15 protein-coding genes are annotated in these 16,431 nt (G+C 73.4%); 7 read left to right on the top strand and 8 right to left on the bottom strand.

What is annotated here, in order from left to right; translation table 11 throughout:
* Together VK640_15720 and VK640_15715 are read right to left on the bottom strand one after the other, a co-directional pair.
* A partial coding sequence (locus VK640_15720) for a hypothetical protein (protein HTE74623.1) occupies positions 1-652 on the bottom strand: 652 nt, incomplete at its 3' end.
* A gap of 3 nt (positions 653-655) precedes the next feature.
* Positions 656-2,047 (bottom strand): sigma 54-interacting transcriptional regulator, encoded by a 1,392-nt coding sequence (locus VK640_15715; protein HTE74622.1) that lies wholly within the window; start codon positions 2,045-2,047, stop codon positions 656-658.
* A gap of 66 nt (positions 2,048-2,113) precedes the next feature.
* On the opposite strand from VK640_15715, the gene VK640_15710 reads away from it, so the two are divergent.
* The 4 genes from VK640_15710 (at position 2,114) to VK640_15695 (ending at position 6,636) form a co-directional block, all read left to right on the top strand.
* The gene (locus VK640_15710) at positions 2,114-3,289 is read left to right on the top strand and encodes an FIST N-terminal domain-containing protein (GenBank protein ID HTE74621.1); all 1,176 of its coding nucleotides are present in this window, start codon (positions 2,114-2,116) and stop codon (positions 3,287-3,289) included.
* Between the two features lie 21 nt (positions 3,290-3,310).
* Positions 3,311-4,525, top strand: coding sequence for a threonine ammonia-lyase (gene ilvA, locus VK640_15705; GenBank protein HTE74620.1), 1,215 nt, complete (start codon positions 3,311-3,313; stop codon positions 4,523-4,525).
* Positions 4,526-4,708: 183 nt separating this feature from the next.
* On the top strand, positions 4,709-5,833 hold the full coding sequence (locus VK640_15700; GenBank protein HTE74619.1) for an ATP-binding cassette domain-containing protein: 1,125 nt from the start codon (positions 4,709-4,711) through the stop codon (positions 5,831-5,833).
* Positions 5,830-6,636 (top strand): ABC transporter permease, encoded by an 807-nt coding sequence (locus VK640_15695; GenBank protein HTE74618.1) that lies wholly within the window; start codon positions 5,830-5,832, stop codon positions 6,634-6,636. The genes VK640_15700 and VK640_15695 overlap by 4 nt, the downstream gene beginning before the upstream one ends.
* Positions 6,637-6,660: 24 nt before the next feature.
* Here VK640_15695 and greA read toward each other — a convergent pair whose 3' ends face one another.
* Together greA and VK640_15685 are read right to left on the bottom strand one after the other, a co-directional pair.
* Positions 6,661-7,152, bottom strand: coding sequence for a transcription elongation factor GreA (gene greA, locus VK640_15690; protein HTE74617.1), 492 nt, complete (start codon positions 7,150-7,152; stop codon positions 6,661-6,663).
* A 160-nt stretch (positions 7,153-7,312) separates the two neighbouring features.
* Positions 7,313-7,714, bottom strand: coding sequence for a DUF4307 domain-containing protein (locus VK640_15685; protein HTE74616.1), 402 nt, complete (start codon positions 7,712-7,714; stop codon positions 7,313-7,315).
* Between the two features lie 77 nt (positions 7,715-7,791).
* Between VK640_15685 and mca the strand changes: the two genes are divergently transcribed.
* On the top strand, positions 7,792-8,652 hold the full coding sequence (mca, locus tag VK640_15680) for a mycothiol conjugate amidase Mca (protein ID HTE74615.1): 861 nt from the start codon (positions 7,792-7,794) through the stop codon (positions 8,650-8,652).
* On the top strand, positions 8,649-8,909 hold the full coding sequence (locus tag VK640_15675; protein ID HTE74614.1) for a hypothetical protein: 261 nt from the start codon (positions 8,649-8,651) through the stop codon (positions 8,907-8,909). Before mca ends, VK640_15675 begins: the two co-directional genes overlap by 4 nt.
* On the opposite strand, the gene VK640_15670 is transcribed toward VK640_15675, so the two are convergent.
* The 4 genes from VK640_15670 to VK640_15655 form a co-directional block, all read right to left on the bottom strand.
* Positions 8,896-11,916 (bottom strand): EAL domain-containing protein, encoded by a 3,021-nt coding sequence (locus tag VK640_15670; protein ID HTE74613.1) that lies wholly within the window; start codon positions 11,914-11,916, stop codon positions 8,896-8,898. The two genes, VK640_15675 and VK640_15670, sit on opposite strands and share 14 nt — an antisense overlap.
* A gap of 169 nt (positions 11,917-12,085) precedes the next feature.
* A complete protein-coding gene (locus tag VK640_15665) occupies positions 12,086-12,235 on the bottom strand; it encodes a hypothetical protein (GenBank protein ID HTE74612.1) in 150 nt (49 codons plus the stop codon).
* 7 nt (positions 12,236-12,242) lie between these two features.
* Complete coding sequence (locus tag VK640_15660) at positions 12,243-12,920, bottom strand: peptidoglycan-binding protein (protein ID HTE74611.1); 678 nt, start codon at positions 12,918-12,920, stop codon at positions 12,243-12,245.
* A complete protein-coding gene (locus tag VK640_15655; protein ID HTE74610.1) occupies positions 12,920-14,146 on the bottom strand; it encodes a hypothetical protein in 1,227 nt (408 codons plus the stop codon). The genes VK640_15660 and VK640_15655 overlap by 1 nt, the downstream gene beginning before the upstream one ends.
* 163 nt (positions 14,147-14,309) lie before the next feature.
* Between VK640_15655 and VK640_15650 the strand changes: the two genes are divergently transcribed.
* Positions 14,310-16,340 (top strand): thioredoxin domain-containing protein, encoded by a 2,031-nt coding sequence (locus tag VK640_15650; protein ID HTE74609.1) that lies wholly within the window; start codon positions 14,310-14,312, stop codon positions 16,338-16,340.
* The last annotated feature ends 91 nt before the right edge of the window (positions 16,341-16,431 follow it).

Genomic DNA, 16,431 nt, shown 5'->3' with positions numbered 1-16,431 from the left:
CGCCGTACGTCGCCATGAACTCGTCGAACTGCTCCTGGGTGTGCTCCCCCCGGGCGTCGTCGGCCAGCATCGCGTTGAGGTCGGCCAGCATGTCCTTGACCCGCTGCATGGCTTCCGGGTCTGGATGTTCCAACGCCTGCTTCATCCCGCGGAACTGCGTGTCGAGGACCTCGCGGCGCAGCAGGTCCTTGACCTGCTCGAAGGTCTGGGCCGCCTCGGGCGACTGCCAGTCGTACGTGTCGAGCTGGCGCACCGCACGCGCCGGGTCGCTCGGCAGCGCGTCCAGCGTCGCCTCACGGAACCGTGCGTCGTCGGACGGGTCGGGGAACAGCGCCGAGCGCTCCTGCCCGACCGCCTGGTCGACCAGCCGGCGCACCTCCTGCAGCGTGCCGTCCATCCGGCCGCTCTCGCGCAGCCGCCGGCGCTGCTCGCGCAGCCGGCGCAGCATGTCGTCGAGCCCGCGCCCGCCGCGGCCGTCGCGGTCGAGACCCTCGCGCAGCAGGCGGCGGAGCGCCTCGCGCGGGTTCGACCCGGCGAGCACGTCGTCGCCGAGCCGGTCAAGGGCGCGACGCACGTCGTAGGGCGGCGCGAGCGGGTCCGGCCCGTCGTGCCAGCTGCCGTAGCGGTAGCCCCGCGGCGCCCGGTCGGCCACCGGTCAGCCCGACCCGTAGAGGACGCCGCCGTCAGTGCTGTCGTCCTTGCTGATGCGCCGGTTGAGGAAGAGCCCCTCGAAGGCGAACTCCAGCGCCGAGGCGGCCAGCTCGGGCGTCTCCGCGCCCTCCTCGACACCGAGCCGCTCGAGCACGTGCGCCAGCCCGGGCAGCGGCCCGACCTGCTCGAGCAGCCGCCGGCCGGGCACCAGGTCGCCGCTCTCGACCAGCAGGCCCTCGTCGAACCGCTCGATCAAGGGGCGCAGGTCCGAGGCGCCCAGGTGCTGGCGGAAGGTCTCGACGGTGGCCTTGCGGAGCAGGTGCGCGAGCACCTCGAGCTCCCGGCCCTCCTCGTCGACCTCGAACTCCACCTTGCCGCGCAGCGTCGCCACGGTGGCCGGCAGGTCGCAGACCCGCGCGACCGCCAGCTCCTCGCCGGTGAGCGCGGCCCTGCGCAGCGCCGACGCCGCCGCTGTCTCGGCCGCGGCGATGGCGAAGCGGGCCGACACCCCGGAGCGCTGGTCGACCGACGACGACTCGCGCACGTTGCGGGCGAATCGCGCCACGACCTCGAGCAGGAAGTCCGGCACCACCGCGGCCAGGTGGGCCTCCTGACGCACGACGTCGACCTCGTCCTCGAGCAGGTCGGGGTAGTGGGTGCGGACCTCGGCCCCGAACCGGTCCTTGAGAGGGGTGATGATGCGGCCACGGTTGGTGTAGTCCTCGGGGTTGGCGCTCGCGACGAGCAGCACGTCGAGGGGAAGGCGCAGGTTGTAGCCGCGGATCTGGATGTCGCGCTCCTCGAGCACGTTGAGCAGCGACACCTGGATGCGCTCCGCGAGGTCGGGCAGCTCGTTGACCGCGAAGATCCCGCGGTTGCTGCGCGGCACCAGGCCGTAGTGCACGGTCTCGGGGTCGCCCAGGGTGCGGCCCTCGGCGACCTTGACCGGGTCGATGTCGCCGATCAGGTCACCCACGCTGGTGTCCGGGGTGGCCAGCTTCTCGGCGTACCGCTCGCTGCGGTGCCGCCACCCCACCGGCAGGTCGTCGCCGAGCTCGGCGTGCAGCCGGCGGCACCGCGCGCACACCGGCACCTCGGGGTGGTCGTTGACCTCGCAGCCGTCGACGACGGGCGACCACTCGTCGAGCAGCGACACCAGCGTGCGGATCAGCCGGGTCTTCCCCTGGCCCCGCTCGCCGAGCAGCACGACGTCGTGGCCGGCGAGCAGGGCGCGCTCGAGGGCGGGCAGGACGGTCTCGTCGAAGCCCAGGATCCCCTCGAAGCGCGGGCTGCCGGACCGCATCGCGGCCACCAGGTTGGCGCGGATCTCCTGCTTGACGGACTGGTGTGCCTGCCCCGTGGCCCGCAGCTCGCCCAGGGTGCTCGGTCGCTGCATGGTCCCGACCGTACGTCCGGACAGAGGCGATTCCCAGGGCGATCGGTTTGGTGGTCGGATGGGGGGGTGGACGAGGTGCGGTGCGGGGACGGCCTGGGCGACGACGCCGACCTGCTGGTCGCGGCCGAGCAGGCCGTCGGGCAGGCGCTGACGGGCCTGGACGGCGCGACGCCGGACCTGGCCGCGGTGTTCGCCTGCGGGTCCGACCCGGACGAGGCCGGCGCCGCCTTGACCCGCGCGGCCGAGCTGACGGGTGCCCGCACCGTGCTCGGCTGCAACGCGCCCGGGGTGCTGGGGGCCGGGCGGGCGGTGGAGCTGAGCTCGGCGGTCAGCGTCCTCGTCGCCGCGCTGCCGGGCACCTCACTGCGGTCCTTCCACCTCGAGGTGCTGCGCACGTCCGAGTCGATCGCCGTCGTCGGCCTCCCGCCGCAGCGCCAGCAGGACGGGCGGATGGTGCTGCTCGCCGACCCCTGGTCCTTCCCCGCCGACGCGTTCGTCGAGCAGTCGCCGCAGACGCTGCCCGGCCTGACCATCACCGGCGGGCTCGCGACCGGCCTGCAGGGCGCGGGGTCGACCCGGCTGATGGTGGACGGCCAGGTGCACGACCGCGGCGCGGTAGGCGTGGTGATCGGCGAGGGCTCGGGCTGCCCGGGCAGCACTGCGCTGGTCAGCCAGGGCGCCCGCCCGGTGGGCCCGGTCATGACGGTCACCGCCGCGGACGGCGACACCGTGCTCGAGCTGGCCGGTGTCCCGGCCGCCGCCCGGCTCGAATCGCTGGTCGCGGAGCTGCCGCCCGAGGAACAGGCGCTGGTGTCGGGTGGCGTCTTGCTGGGCATCGCGATGGACGAGTACGCCGACGAGCACTCGACCGGCGACTTCCTGGTGCGTGGTGTCGTCGGCGTCGACACCGCGCGGACCGGTCTGGTGGTGGGCGACGTGGTTCCGGTCGGCCGCACCGTGCAGGTGCACGTGCGCGACGCAGGCACCGCGGACGCCGAGCTCCGGTCGATGCTCGCGGCCGCATACGGCGGCCGGCCCGGGCCGGCCGGCGCGCTGCTGATCGCCTGCACCGGGCGGGGGAGCGGCCTCTTCCCGGCCGCCGACCACGACGTCGCCACGGTGCGTGGGGCCTTCGGCGACGGCGTGGTCGCCGGCTTCTTCGCGGCGGGCGAGATCGGCCCGGTAGCCGGCCGCACGCACCTGCACACCCTCACCGCGTCGCTGCTGGCGTTCGACCGGTGACCGCCTGACACACTGGCCGCCATGGACTCCCTGCCGGTCTCCTTCGACGACGTCAAGGCGGCGCGCTCGCTGCTCGAGGGTGTCATCAGGGACACCCCGGTGCAGGGGTCGCGGCCGCTCTCCGAGCGGGTCGGCGGTCCGGTGTGGCTCAAGTGCGAGAACCTCCAGCGGGCCGGGTCGTTCAAGATCCGCGGTGCCTACACCCGCATCTCACGGCTCACCCCGCACGAGTCGCAGCACGGCGTCGTCGCGGCCAGCGCCGGCAACCACGCGCAGGGCGTCGCCCTGGCGGCGTCCCTCCGTGGCATCCGCTCGACGGTCTTCATGCCCGAGGGCGCGCCCATCCCGAAGGTCCAGGCGACTCGCGCTTACGGCGCCGAGGTGCACTTCCACGGCAACTCGGTGGACGACGCGCTGAGCGCTGCGCGCGCATTCGCCGAGGAGACCGGCGCCGTGCTGGTGCACCCGTTCGACCACCCCGACATCGTCGCCGGGCAGGGCACGGTGGGGCTGGAGATCCTCGAGCAGGTCCCCGACGTGCGCACCGTCGTCGTCTGCACCGGAGGCGGCGGCCTTCTCGCCGGCATCGCCCTCGCCGTCAAGTCCAGCCGCCCGGACGTCCGCGTCGTCGGCGTGCAGGCCGACACCGCGGCCGCCTACCCGGCGTCGCTGGCGGCCGGGCACCCGATCGCTCTCGACCGCATGACGACGATGGCCGACGGCATCGCCGTGGGTTGTCCCGGCCAGGTGCCGTTCGCCCTCGTGCAGAAGTACGTCGACGAGATCCTCACGGTGTCCGAGGAGTCGATCTCGCGCGCGCTGCTGCTCACCCTCGAGCGCGCCAAGCTCGTCGTCGAGCCGGCCGGTGCGGCTGCGGTCGCGGCGGTCCTCGACGACCCGCGCGCCTTCGAGCCGCCGGTGGCCGTGGTGCTCTCGGGCGGAAACATCGACCCGCTGCTGCTGATGCGGGTGCTGCGCCACGGCCTGGCGGTCGCCGGCCGCTTCCTGTCCTTCCGGGCCAGGATCAGCGACCGGCCGGGAGCGCTGGTCGAGCTGCTGGCCGAGGTGGCCGCCGCCGACGCGTCGGTGGTCGAGGTCGAGCACATGCGCACCGACCCGCGGCTGCGCGTCGACGAGGTCGAGGTGCGGCTGCAGCTCGAGACGCGGGGCGAGGAGCACTGCGAGGAGGTGCTGGCCCGGCTCCGCGCGGCCGGCTACCCCTTGGTCTTCGGCTGATCCCGCCCGTCCCGGAAACTCTGTCGGCTTGACGGATCGGGAACGCGATGTATCGTGTCTCTATAACGCGATACATCGCGTCTCGTGGATCGGGCCGTCGGGTCTCGGCGATGAGAAATCGGGTCGAGACATGTCAGACCCACCGACGAGGATGTCCGGACAGCGAACGACTCGGGAGACCCCATGACTGACGCCATCGTCGCCGAAGGGCTGACGAAGCGCTTCGGCGACGTCCATGCCCTCACGGGGCTCGACCTGCGGGTGCCCGAGGGCACCGTGCTCGGCCTGCTCGGCCCCAACGGCGCGGGCAAGACCACCTGCGTGCGCATCCTGAGCACCCTCATGAAGCCTGACGCCGGGCGGGCCACGGTGTCCGGGCTCGACGTCGTCGCCGACGCGCGGGCCCTGCGCCGGGTCATCGGCCTGTCCGGGCAGTACGCCGCGGTCGACGAGCACCTGACGGGCTTCGAGAACCTCGACATGGTCGGCCGGCTCTACCACCTCGGCCGGGCCGAGAGCCGGATGCGCGCGACCGAGCTGCTCGAGACCTTCGACCTCGCCGACGCGGGGAGCCGTGTCGTCAAGGGCTACTCCGGCGGCATGCGTCGCCGGCTGGACCTCGCGGCCGCTCTCGTCGCGCGCCCGCCGGTGCTCTTCCTCGACGAGCCGACCACCGGGCTCGACCCGCGCAGCCGGCTCGGCATGTGGGACGTCATCGCCGACCTGGTCCGCGACGGCACGACGCTGCTGCTGACGACCCAGTACCTCGAGGAGGCCGACCGGCTGGCGCACCAGATCGCGGTGATCGACCACGGCCAGGTCATCGCCGAGGGCACCTCCGACGAACTCAAGTCGCAGGTCGGCGGCGAGCGGCTGGAGCTGGTCATCGCCGACCGTGGCCGGCTCGACGACGCGCAGCGCGTCCTTGTCCCGGTCGGGCTCGGTGCGGCCACGGTCGACCAGCACCAGCGCCGGCTCACCGTGCCGGTCCAGGGCGGCGCCGGCGTGCTCGTCAGCGCAATCCGCGAGCTCGACGACGCGAGCATCGAGGTGCAGGACATCGGCATCCGGCGGCCGACGCTCGACGACGTCTTCCTCAGCCTGACCGGTCACTCCGCGGAGGACGAGGAGGGCACCGAGCGCTCCGACGAGGGCGAGCGCGCGGGGGCCGCCGAGGCCACCGGAGACACCGGAGACACCGGAGACACCGAGGACATCGAGGCCGTCGGGCCGCCAGGGGCCCCGCTCCCGCGCACCAGGCTCGACTCCATCGACGACAAGGACGACCAGGAGGTGGCAGCGCGATGAGCACCTTCGTGGAGGCGGTGTCCGACGCGTCGGTCGTCACCAAGCGCAACCTGATCAAGATCAAGAGGGTCCCGGACCTCGTCGTCTGGACGACCATGATGCCGATCATGTTCGTGCTGCTGTTCGCCTACGTGTTCGGCGGCGCGATCGACGTCCCGGGCGTCGGCTACCGGGAGTTCCTCATCGCCGGCATCTTCGTCCAGACCGTGGTGTTCGGCGCGACGTTCACCGGCTACAGCGTGGCCGAGGACCTGCAGAAGGGCATCATCGACCGGTTCCGCTCGCTGCCGATGGCGCCGTCTGCGGTGCTGTTCGGCCGCACCATCTCCGACGTGGCGATCAACGTGATCAGCCTGGCCATCATGTCGCTGACCGGGCTGATCGTGGGCTGGCGGGTCCACACGTCGGTGCTCGAGGCGCTCGCCGCCTACCTGCTGATCCTGGCGTTCGCCTACGCGATCTCCTGGGTGACGGCGTACGTCGCGCTGCTCGTCCGGACGCCGGAGGTCGTCAACAACGCGTGCTTCGTCGTCATCTTCCCGCTGACCTACATCGCCAACACGTTCGTGCCGAGCCAGACATTGCCCGGCCCGCTCGAGACCTTCGCCAACTGGAACCCGATCTCGTCGGTCACCCAGGCCGCCCGCGAGCTGTTCGGCAACACCAGCCCGCAGATGCCCCCGCCGGACGTCTGGCCGATGCAGCACCCGGTGACCTACTCCGTCATCTGGATCGGCATCATCCTGGCGGTGTTCATCCCGGTGTCAACGCGCCGGTTCACCCACACCTCCGGCCGCACCTGAGGCGGCCGCCGCAGGTCAGCCGGGTCAGCCGGCGAACGGCTCGGTGTCGAGGATCTCGACCTCGACCGTCGTGCCGTTGGGCGCGGCGAAGGTCGCGGTCTCGCCCTTGTGCCGGCCGTTGATGGCATCGCCGAGCGGCGACTTCTCGGAGTAGACCTCGATGCCGTCGCCGGCCACCTCGCGGGACCCGAGCAGGAAGCGCATGGTGTCACCGCCGACCTTCGCGGTGACGATGGTGCCGGGGGCGACGACCCCGGACGGCGCCTTGGGGGCCTCGCCGACCTGGGCCGACTCCAGCAGCTGCTGCAGCTGACGGATCCGCGCCTCCCGCTTTCCCTGCTCCTCCTTGGCGGCGTGGTAGCCGCCGTTCTCGCGCAGGTCGCCCTCCTCGCGGGCCTGCTCGATGCGCCGCGAGATCTCCAGCCGGCCCTCGCCGGCGAGGAAGTCGAGCTCCTCCTTCAGCCGGTCGTACGCCTCCTGGGTCAGCCAGGTGACGTTCTCGGTCGTCTCGGTCACGGCGGTCTCCTACGGATGGGTCAGGGGAGTGCACGGCCACCCGGCGGCATCGGCCGCCGGGGGAGTCCTCGAGGCTAACAATGCACCCCACCCGGGCGTCCAGCCAGCGTGCCCGAGCCGGCGGCCGGGAACCCTTGCCCGGTCAGCCCGGTCAGCCCGGTCAGCCGGGCCGGCAACGGCTCAGGGTGGCGGTGACGGCCCGGTCGCGGGTGCGGACCGGCACCCAGCGCTCGGGCCGGTCCGGCCCCAGCCGGACCGCGGCCACGCCGACGACCTCGCGCGTGCGGTCCATGGCCTGCACGGTGCAGCCGAGCCGCCCGTGGCTGCCGGCGGCGAGCCGCACCCGGACGTCGATGCGCTCGGCGGACACCACGCGGTAGCCCGACACCTCACCGCCCGGGTCGCGGTCGGTCGCGGCCAGCGCCGCCCAGACCACCCAGCTCACGAACGCCGTCGCCAGCACCACCACGCCGGCGACCAGCGCCTTCGGGGGCCGGCGGCGGCCCTCGCCGTAGCGGTCGGCCGGTCGGCTCCGGCTCTGACCGCTCGCGGGCACGTGCACCTCGGGGGAATCTCGTCGGGAGTCTGCGCTTTGATTATCGCGTGACGTCCCCCGAGCCGGCCGAGGCCCTGCGACTGATGGCGGTGCACGCCCACCCTGACGACGAGTCGAGCAAGGGCGCGGCGACGATGGCCAAGTACGTCGCCGAGGGGGTCGACGTCCACGTCGTCACCTGCACCGGCGGCGAGCGGGGCTCCGTCCTCAACCCCAAGCTGGAGCACGACGAGTCGGTGCTCGCCAACCTCACCGAGGTGCGCCGCCGCGAGATGGCCATGGCCCGCGAGATCCTGGGGGTTCGGCAGGACTGGCTGGGCTGGGTCGACTCCGGCCTGCCCGAGGGCGACCCGCTCCCGCCCCTGCCCGACGGGTGCTTCGGCCTGATGGACGTCGAGGTGGCGGCCGAGCCGCTGGTCCGCCTGGTGCGGTCGTTCCGTCCGCACGTGATGACGACGTACGACGAGAACGGCGGCTACCCGCACCCCGACCACATCATGTGCCACAAGATCTCGGTGCACGCGTTCGAGGCAGCCGGCGACCCGGAGCGCTACCCGGACGCGGGGGAGCCGTGGCAGCCGCTGAAGCTCTACTACAACCAGACCTTCACCAAGGCTCGGACGACCGCGCTGCACCAGGCGATGCTCGACGCCGGTCTCGAGTCGCCGTACGTCGAGTGGCTGGAGAGCTGGGAGGACCGCGAGGAGCGCACCGTCACGACCCACGTGCCGTGCAGCGACTACTTCGAGGTGCGCGACCGGGCCCTGCTGGCGCACGCCACCCAGGTCGACCCGGACGGCCCGTGGTTCACCTGCCCGCGCGACCTGCAGACGCAGGCCTGGCCGACCGAGGACTTCGAGCTGGCGCGCAGCGTCGTGCCGACGACGGCGCCGGAGGACGACCTGTTCGCCGGCATCCGGGCGAGCGCCGGGGCCCGGCAGTGAGCGCGACGGCGGTCGCCGACATCACTGCCGCTGCCGTCCGGCTCGCCGTCGACAACGACGACGTCAGCCCGGGGGTCCTGGGCTTCCTGGTCGTCGCCCTGCTGGGCGGGGCGACGTACCTGCTGATCCGCTCGATGAACCGCCAGATCAAGCGCATCGACATTCCCGACGACGCCGCCGACCGTGCCCCCGACGACGGTGATCTCCCCGACGACCCCGACGACGCCCAGGACCCCGGGGGCGTCAGCCCCCGCTGACCGGTGCGGTCCCGTCGAGCGACCGCTCCCAGGCACCGTCGCCAGGCCGGACGACGCCGGAGAGGAACTCCGGCACCTGGTCGGCCGGCATCGGCACGGCGAGGTGGAACCCCTGACCGACGTGGTAGCCCAGCGACAGCAGCGACTCCCACTGCTCCGGCCGCTCGATGCCCTCGGCCACCACGGCCGACAGGCCGAGGGTGTCGGCGAGGTCCCGGATGGTGCGCACCAGCCCGGACTCGGTCTCGGTGCCGGGCAGCGACTCGACGAACTCCTGCGCCAGCTTGAGCCCGTCCACCGGCAGCGCCTGCAGGTAGCTCAACGAGGAGTAGCCGGTGCCGAAGTCGTCGATGTAGAGGTGGATGCCCAGGGCGGCGAGCGCGTGCAGCCGCTCGACGATCACCCCGTCACCGGGCAGCAGGACGCTCTCGGTGATCTCCAGGACGACCGTCGACGGGTCGATGCCGCTGGCCTTGATCGCGGTGCGGACGTCGTCGACGATCGAGACGTCCTGCAGCTGGCGGCCGCTGAGGTTGACGGCCATGTGCAGGGTGCCGTGCTCCTCGTACGCCTGCTGCCAGCGCACCGCGTCGCGCAGCGCCATCTGCAGCACCATCCGGCCGATCGGCACGATCAGGCCGGTCTCCTCCGCGAGACCGATGAACTGCCCCGGCGGCAGCAGCCCGAGCTCCGGGTGCTGCCAGCGGACGAGCGCCTCGAGGCCGAGGATGCCGCCGGACGCCAGCGCGACGAGCGGCTGGTAGTGCACGACCAGCTCGGAGCGCTCGATCGCGTGCCGCAGGTCGCTGGTGAGCGACAGCCGTGCGAGAGCCGCCTCGTGCATGGTCGGGGCGAACACGGCGAAGCGGTTCTTGCCGGCGTTCTTCGCGTCGTAGAGCGCGAGGTCGGCGTTGCGCATCAGGTCCTCGGCGGACGCCGAGCCGACGCCGCCGACGGCGATGCCGATGCTCGCGCCGGTGGTCACCTCGGTCCCGTTGACGTGGAACGGCAACGCCATCGACTCGAGCAGGCGGCGGGCGATGTCGGTGCAGTGGTCGTCGCCGGCCACGTCCTCGAGCAGGATCGCGAACTCGTCCCCGCCTAGACGCGCTGCCGTGTCACCTTCGCGGAGACACGTGCGCAACCGGGTGGTCATCTCGCGCAGCAGCTCGTCGCCCGCGGCGTGGCCGAGGCTGTCGTTGACGGTCTTGAAGTCGTCGAGGTCGACGAAGAGCACGGCGTAGCCGCCGCCACCACGGGCCCGCGCCATCGCGTGGCCGAGCCGGTCACGGAACAGCGCGCGGTTGGCGAGGCCGGTGAGGGCGTCATGGAACGCCTGGTGGGTGAGCTGCTGCTCCAGCTCGTGCCGGTCGGTGATGTCGTGACAGGTGACGACGAAGCCCATCAGGTCCTCGTCGATGACCTCGGTCACGACGGCGTCGACGTGCCGGGTGAGGCCCTCCTCGGTGTTGAGCCGCACCTCGCCCCGTGCCGGCCGGCCGCCCTGCGCGAGGCTCACCAGGTCGCGGGCCGCCTCGCGGTCGACCTCCGCGACGACGTCCAGCCAGCTCATGCCGAGCAGCTCGGGAGCCGGCATGCCGACGATGGGCTCGACCGCGGGCGTGACGTGCACGATCGTCAGGTCGTGGTCGAGGATGCAGATCACGTCGGAGGCGTACTGCAGCATCAGCCGCAGCCGGCGCTCGCTGCGGCGCTCGACCATGATCTCGCCGACGTCGAGCCGCTCGAGGGCCAGGTGCATGGTCGCGGCCAGCGAGCGCAGCGCGGCCACCGTGCGCGTCGACGGGGCGTGCTCGACGGAGACCACGGCGGCCTCGCGCGCCGCACCGCGGGCGGGCAGCGCGACGAGGACGAGCGTGTGGGCGGTGGGCACGCCGAGCGTCGCGTGCAGCAGGGACGGCCCGGGCAGCAGCCCGATGCCCTCGTCCGGGTCCGGGAAGGCCGCCAGCTCGGCGGCGTCGAGGAAGGTGGCCACGTCCTCGTCGTCGGAGGCCTGGGCGACGGTGCCGCCCGGGTCCCCGTCGATGCGCCAGGCCCGGCCGGCCCGGTTGCCGGGCCGGTCCACGAGCTCCAGCGCAGCCGCGAGTGCGGCGTCGCGGACGCCTGCCCTGCTTGCAGCGCCCACCAGCGAGCCGGTGGCCTCGCGCAGCACGTGCTCCCGGTGCAGGGTGCGGCGCAGCTGGCTGAGCAGGCTGACGATGCGCAGCAGGGCGAGCGTGAAGAGGAAGACCGAGGACCCCAGGACCACCGCTGCCTGGGTGACGCCGCCCTTGGTGGCGTGGGTCAGCACCAGGACCGGTGAGACCAGGCAGGCGAGCGCGAGCAGCACGACGAACCGCCAGACCGTGCCGAGCCGGGCGGAGCCGTCCGGGGCGGGTCGTGGCTCGGCCATGGCGGGGTGCCGGACGGCGAACAGCAGGAGGGCGAAGCCGGCCAGCCAGCCGATCGCCAGGGCGTCCACGCCGGTGACCGCGGCCGTGACCTCTGCAGCCACGCCGACGAGTAGCCCGCCGAGGAGCAGGCGCCCGGCGGCGTCGGCCGAGCCCAGGAGGGCGAATCCGAGCCGTGCCCCGACACCGATGACGAGGAGGTAGCAGAGGGCGTACGCGCCGGTGAGGACCGTCGTGGCCAGCTGCTCCGAGCTGTCGGAGAGCACCGGCTCGAGCACCACCAGCCAGCCCACCTGGGCGGCGGCGACGGTGACCACGAGCGCGTCCAGCAGGCTGTCACGGTCCCGGCGCACCCGGTCCCGCTGGAAGGCGGTCACGGCGGCGGCCAGCGCGGGATACGCGAGCAGGCCGGGCACGTCGGCGTACGACGGCGACGATCCGTCGACGAGAGCGACCGCGTGCGCGGCGGACAGCAGGGCGGTGCCGGCCGCGAGGAGCAGGCCGGGCAGCGGGTCGGCGGGCTTGCTCCGCAGCGTGACGGCGACCAGGACGAGCGAGACCGTGCCGCCTGCGAGCGCCCAGAGAGCGGCCAGCATCAGCCCACCGCCGGGACGCGCCGAGACCAGCCCATGAGGAGTCCTATCGGCGCCCCGGCACCCGACTTGAAGGACTTGACCTTTTCCGGACCATGCCCCTAGGCGGGCCGGTCCGGGAGGATACCGGCCATGGATCTTCCGGGTGACGACAGGGGCTGACCGCGCGGGCTCAGCCCGGGCAGCCGTCGGCCGAGGCCAGCAGCCGCCCGCACAACGAGCCCTGGGCCGTGGACATCGACACCAGGCCGTCGCCGGCGGTATCGGCCGGCCACCAGGCCGAGGTCGTGGCCGGCGCCGCGAGGTCGACGGTGTCGGTCACGGGCCGGTCATCCGTCCACCCACACGAGGCCCATCCGACCCACCGTCCGCGGGCCGGCGATGCCGTCGGCGTCGGCGCCCACCCATCCGCGGTGCCGTTGGAAGGCGGCCACGCACCGGCGGGTGTGCTGCCCGTAGTACGCCGTGGGGCCGTCCTCGAACTCGAAGCCGCGGGCCATCAGGGCGACCTGGATGTTCCACACGCTGTCGGAGTCGTCCTGCGCGAGCCGCATCTTGCTGGAGTAGACCTTGCGGCCCTGACGGTAGCCCGGCAGGTCGTCCTTGTCGCCCTGCCGCTGGACGGGCAGCTCGCCGGACGGGGTCCGTGAGATCCAGCCGCGGTAGGGCAGCCGCCACCTGCTGGGGAACACGTCCCACCGGACCCGGTCGATCTGTCCCGACCGGAGGATGTCGTTCGACCACACGAAACCGCCGTTCACCGCGAACACCGCATGACCCGCGCCGTGGTCGGCGAACCCGTAGTAGGCGATGGCGCCGGCCGGCGGCGGGGTCGACTGGTGGCGGTGCTCCGGCGCGGTGGCGTTGAACGCCTCGCGGGCGGACGCGCCGAACGGGGCGGCACCCACGCACTGTCGCGAGAACATCTGGCACAGGTTGTGCCAGGCGCTCGACCCGGTGCGGTGCTGCTGCTGGGCGAACTCCTTGGCCTGGGCGTAGGTGCGCATCAGCGGTGGTCCCCGATCGGCACGTTGGGCATCGGCCGGCTCCCGTCGTCCTGCACCAGGTCGTCGGCGTCCGGAGGTGCGGGCTGCACCTCCGGATCGGTCGGCTCCGTCGACGTCTCGGTGCGCGGGTCGATCTCCTCGATCGGAGGAGGTCCCTGCTGGCGCACCAGGCCGGCACCGTCACCCGGTCCCGGGCCGACCTGCGCCGCAGCGACCACCGGCGTCACGTCCCTGCGGGTGGGCGCGACGGTCGGGTCCTTCGCCGGCAACCCGTCGAGCAGGGTCTGCGCCCTGCGGTCCAGCGTGTAGGTGAAGACCTGCTGGGCGTAGCCGAGCACCAGGGCGTACGCCAGGATCTGCTGCTGCGAGTCGAGCGCGCTGAGCCCCGGTACGAAGCTGCCCTGCAGCGCCACCAGCCCGACGATCGCGGTGAAGGCGCCGAGCGGCACCTTGAGCAGGGCGAGGGCGACCGGCACGTCGTACGGCGTCGAGGTGCCGCGCAGGTTGCGGATCGACACCGCGGCGGCGAGCGCCCCACCGAGCAGCCCCAGCAGGGCCACCACGACGATGTCGCTGCTGCGGTTGCCCGAGACGTCGGTGCCGGTCGGGCAGTTGAACGAGCTTCCCTCGATGGCGTCGCCGCTCGCGGCGAAGCACAGCGGGATGTAGGTCGGGTTGGCCCGGACGATGAGGATCGTGGCCCCGACCAGCACGGTGATGCACAGCGCGGCCATCAGGATGATGTTGCGGAAGTTGCGCAGCCGCTCGTGCTGGTGGTCCATCGCGTCGTACGAGTCCTCGATCGCGCGCCGCAGGAACGCGCGCTGCTGGCCGATCGTCATCCGGCTCAGCGACTCACCCGCGAGCTGCCGCGGGTCGTCGGGGTGCAGCGCCTGCTGCGACCGGGCCAGCGCCGCGGGGATCTCGGCGGCGACCTCCTCGTCTGCGTAGACGTCGATCATCTGCGCCCGTGCCGCGTGCAGATCCTGGAACGCGGACTCGACCAGCGTCCCGCGCCACCACCGGCCGATCCAGCCCGTGCGAGGGACGACGCCGTACGCCGCGTCCTCCGCCATCCGCAGCAGCCGCCGGACCCCGTCGGCGGCAGCCCGCTGGTCGGGCCCGAGGCCCTGCGCCAGCGCCACGTCGAGCCGGGTCTCGAGGACCTGGACGCCGACGATGACCGTCGGGACGTGCGCTCGCTTCTCCCGCTTAGCCTTGTCCATCTCGTTCCCCCACCCTGACCAGGGGGAAGCGCGCGGGCGCAGGAAGCCCCCGGACCCCCCCGGTTGCTCCGACGGTGCGCCCGATCTCCGTGCGCGACAAGCCATCCGACGAGGTCTTTGCCAGCGGTTTGCCCGACGGGGTCGGTGCGGGAAGGTAGGTGGTGTGCCGAACCGACTGGCGGACGCGACGTCGCCCTACCTCCTGCAGCACAAGGACAACCCGGTCGACTGGTGGCCGTGGGGGGACGAGGCGTTCGCCGAGGCGCAGCGGCTGGACCGGCCGGTCCTCGTCTCGATCGGCTACGCGGCCTGCCACTGGTGCCATGTCATGGCGCACGAGTCGTTCGAGGACCCCGAGGTCGCTCGGCTGGTCAACGACAGCGTCGTCGCGGTGAAGGTCGACCGGGAGGAGCGGCCGGACGTCGACGCGGTCTACATGGAGGCCACCCAGGCGCTCACCGGCTCCGGTGGCTGGCCGATGACCGTGTTCACGACGCCGACCGGCGAGCCGTTCTTCTGCGGCACCTACCTCCCGCCCCGGCCGCGGCCGGGCATGCCGTCGTTCAGCCAGCTCGTGACGTCGGTCGCGCAGACCTGGCGGGAGCGCCGCGACGACGTGGTCGCCGCCGGACAGCGGATCGTCACCGCCCTGGCCGAGCGGGCTGCCGGCCCGCTGCCGGACACCCGCCCGCCGGGCCCGGCCGACCTCGCTGCCGCCGCCCGTCACCTGTCGTCCACCGCCGACCGCAGCCACGGCGGCTTCGGCGGCGCCCCGAAGTTCCCACCGTCGATGGTCCTCGAGCAGCTGCTCCGGCACCACGCCCGCACCGGCGACGCCGACGCGCTCGCAGTCGTCGAGGCCACCTGCGAGGCGATGGCGCGCGGCGGGATCTACGACCAGCTCGCGGGTGGGTTTGCCCGCTACGCCGTCGACGCCGCGTGGGTGGTGCCGCACTTCGAGAAGATGCTGTACGACAACGCGTTGCTGGTCCGCGTCTACAGCCACCTGTGGCGGACGACCGGGTCGGCGACCGCGCGGCGCGTCGCCCTCGAGACGGCCGACTGGATGCTGCGCGACCTGCGCACGCCGCAGGGCGGGTTCGCCTCGGCACTCGACGCCGACACCGACGGGGTCGAGGGGCTCACCTACGTCTGGTCGCCCGGACAGCTCGCGGACGTGCTCGGTGCCGAGGAGGGCGCGTGGGCCGCCGGCCTCCTGGCCGTGACGGCGGACGGGACCTTCGAGCACGGGACCTCGACGCTGCAGCTGCCGCGCGACCCGGACGACGACGCGCGCTGGGCGGCGGCGCGCGAGCGCCTCGCCGCGGCGCGGGACCTGCGGCCCCAGCCGGCAAGGGACGACAAGGTCGTCGCTGCGTGGAACGGACTCGCCGTGGCCGGTCTCGCCGAGGCCGGTGCCCTGCTGTCGCGCCCGGACCTGGTCGCCGCCGCCACCCGCACCGCCGACCTGCTCACCGGCGTCCACCTCGTCGACGGCCGGCTGCGCCGGGTCTCCCGCGACGGTGCCGCCGGTCCGCACCCCGGCGTGCTGGAGGACTACGCCGATCTCGCGGAGGGGCTGCTCGCGCTCTACGCCGTCACCGGTGACGCCGGTCGGCTGCAACTGGCCGGCGAGCTGCTCGAGGTGGTGCTGACCCGGTTCGGTGACGGCGCCGGCGGGTTCTACGACACCGCCGAGGACCGGGCCGACCCGCGGCTGGCGGTGATGCGCCGGCCCCAGGACCCGACCGACAACGCGACACCGTCCGGCCAGGCCGCGGCCGCCGGAGCGCTGCTCGGCTACGCCGCCTACACCGGCTCGGGCCGGCACCGCGAGGCCGCCGAGCAGGCGCTCGCCGGCTACACGCCGCTGGCCGCCCAGCACGCGCGCTTCGCCGGCTGGGGGCTCGCCGTCGCGGAGGCGCTGGCCGACGGGCCGCGCGAGGTCGCCGTCGTCGGCGGCGCCGACGACCCGGCGACCGCGCGCCTGCACGAGGCGGCACTGCGGGGCACCGCGCCCGGTGCGGTCGTCGCCCTGGGCGACCCGGGTGCCGGGCCGGGGGACGTACCGCTGCTGGCGGACCGTCCGCTGCGTGACGGCCGACCCACCGCCTACGTCTGCCGGCACTTCGTCTGCGAGGCCCCCACCACCGACCCGGCAGTGCTCGCGGCGGCTCTCGGCGCCCGGGCGTGACGAGTCCCGGGGCGTCCGCGACGTTCCCGTCCGGGACCGCACCGACGACGACCCGGCCGGCTTCGCTGCCTCGGCGAGGACGCCCGCGTCC

This window comes from Actinomycetes bacterium, assembly GCA_035489715.1.
GTDB lineage: Bacteria > Actinomycetota > Actinomycetes > JACCUZ01 > JACCUZ01 > DATHAP01.
The sequence above is the reverse complement of the archived record's forward strand: the minus strand, read 5'-3'. Positions and strand labels throughout refer to the sequence as shown.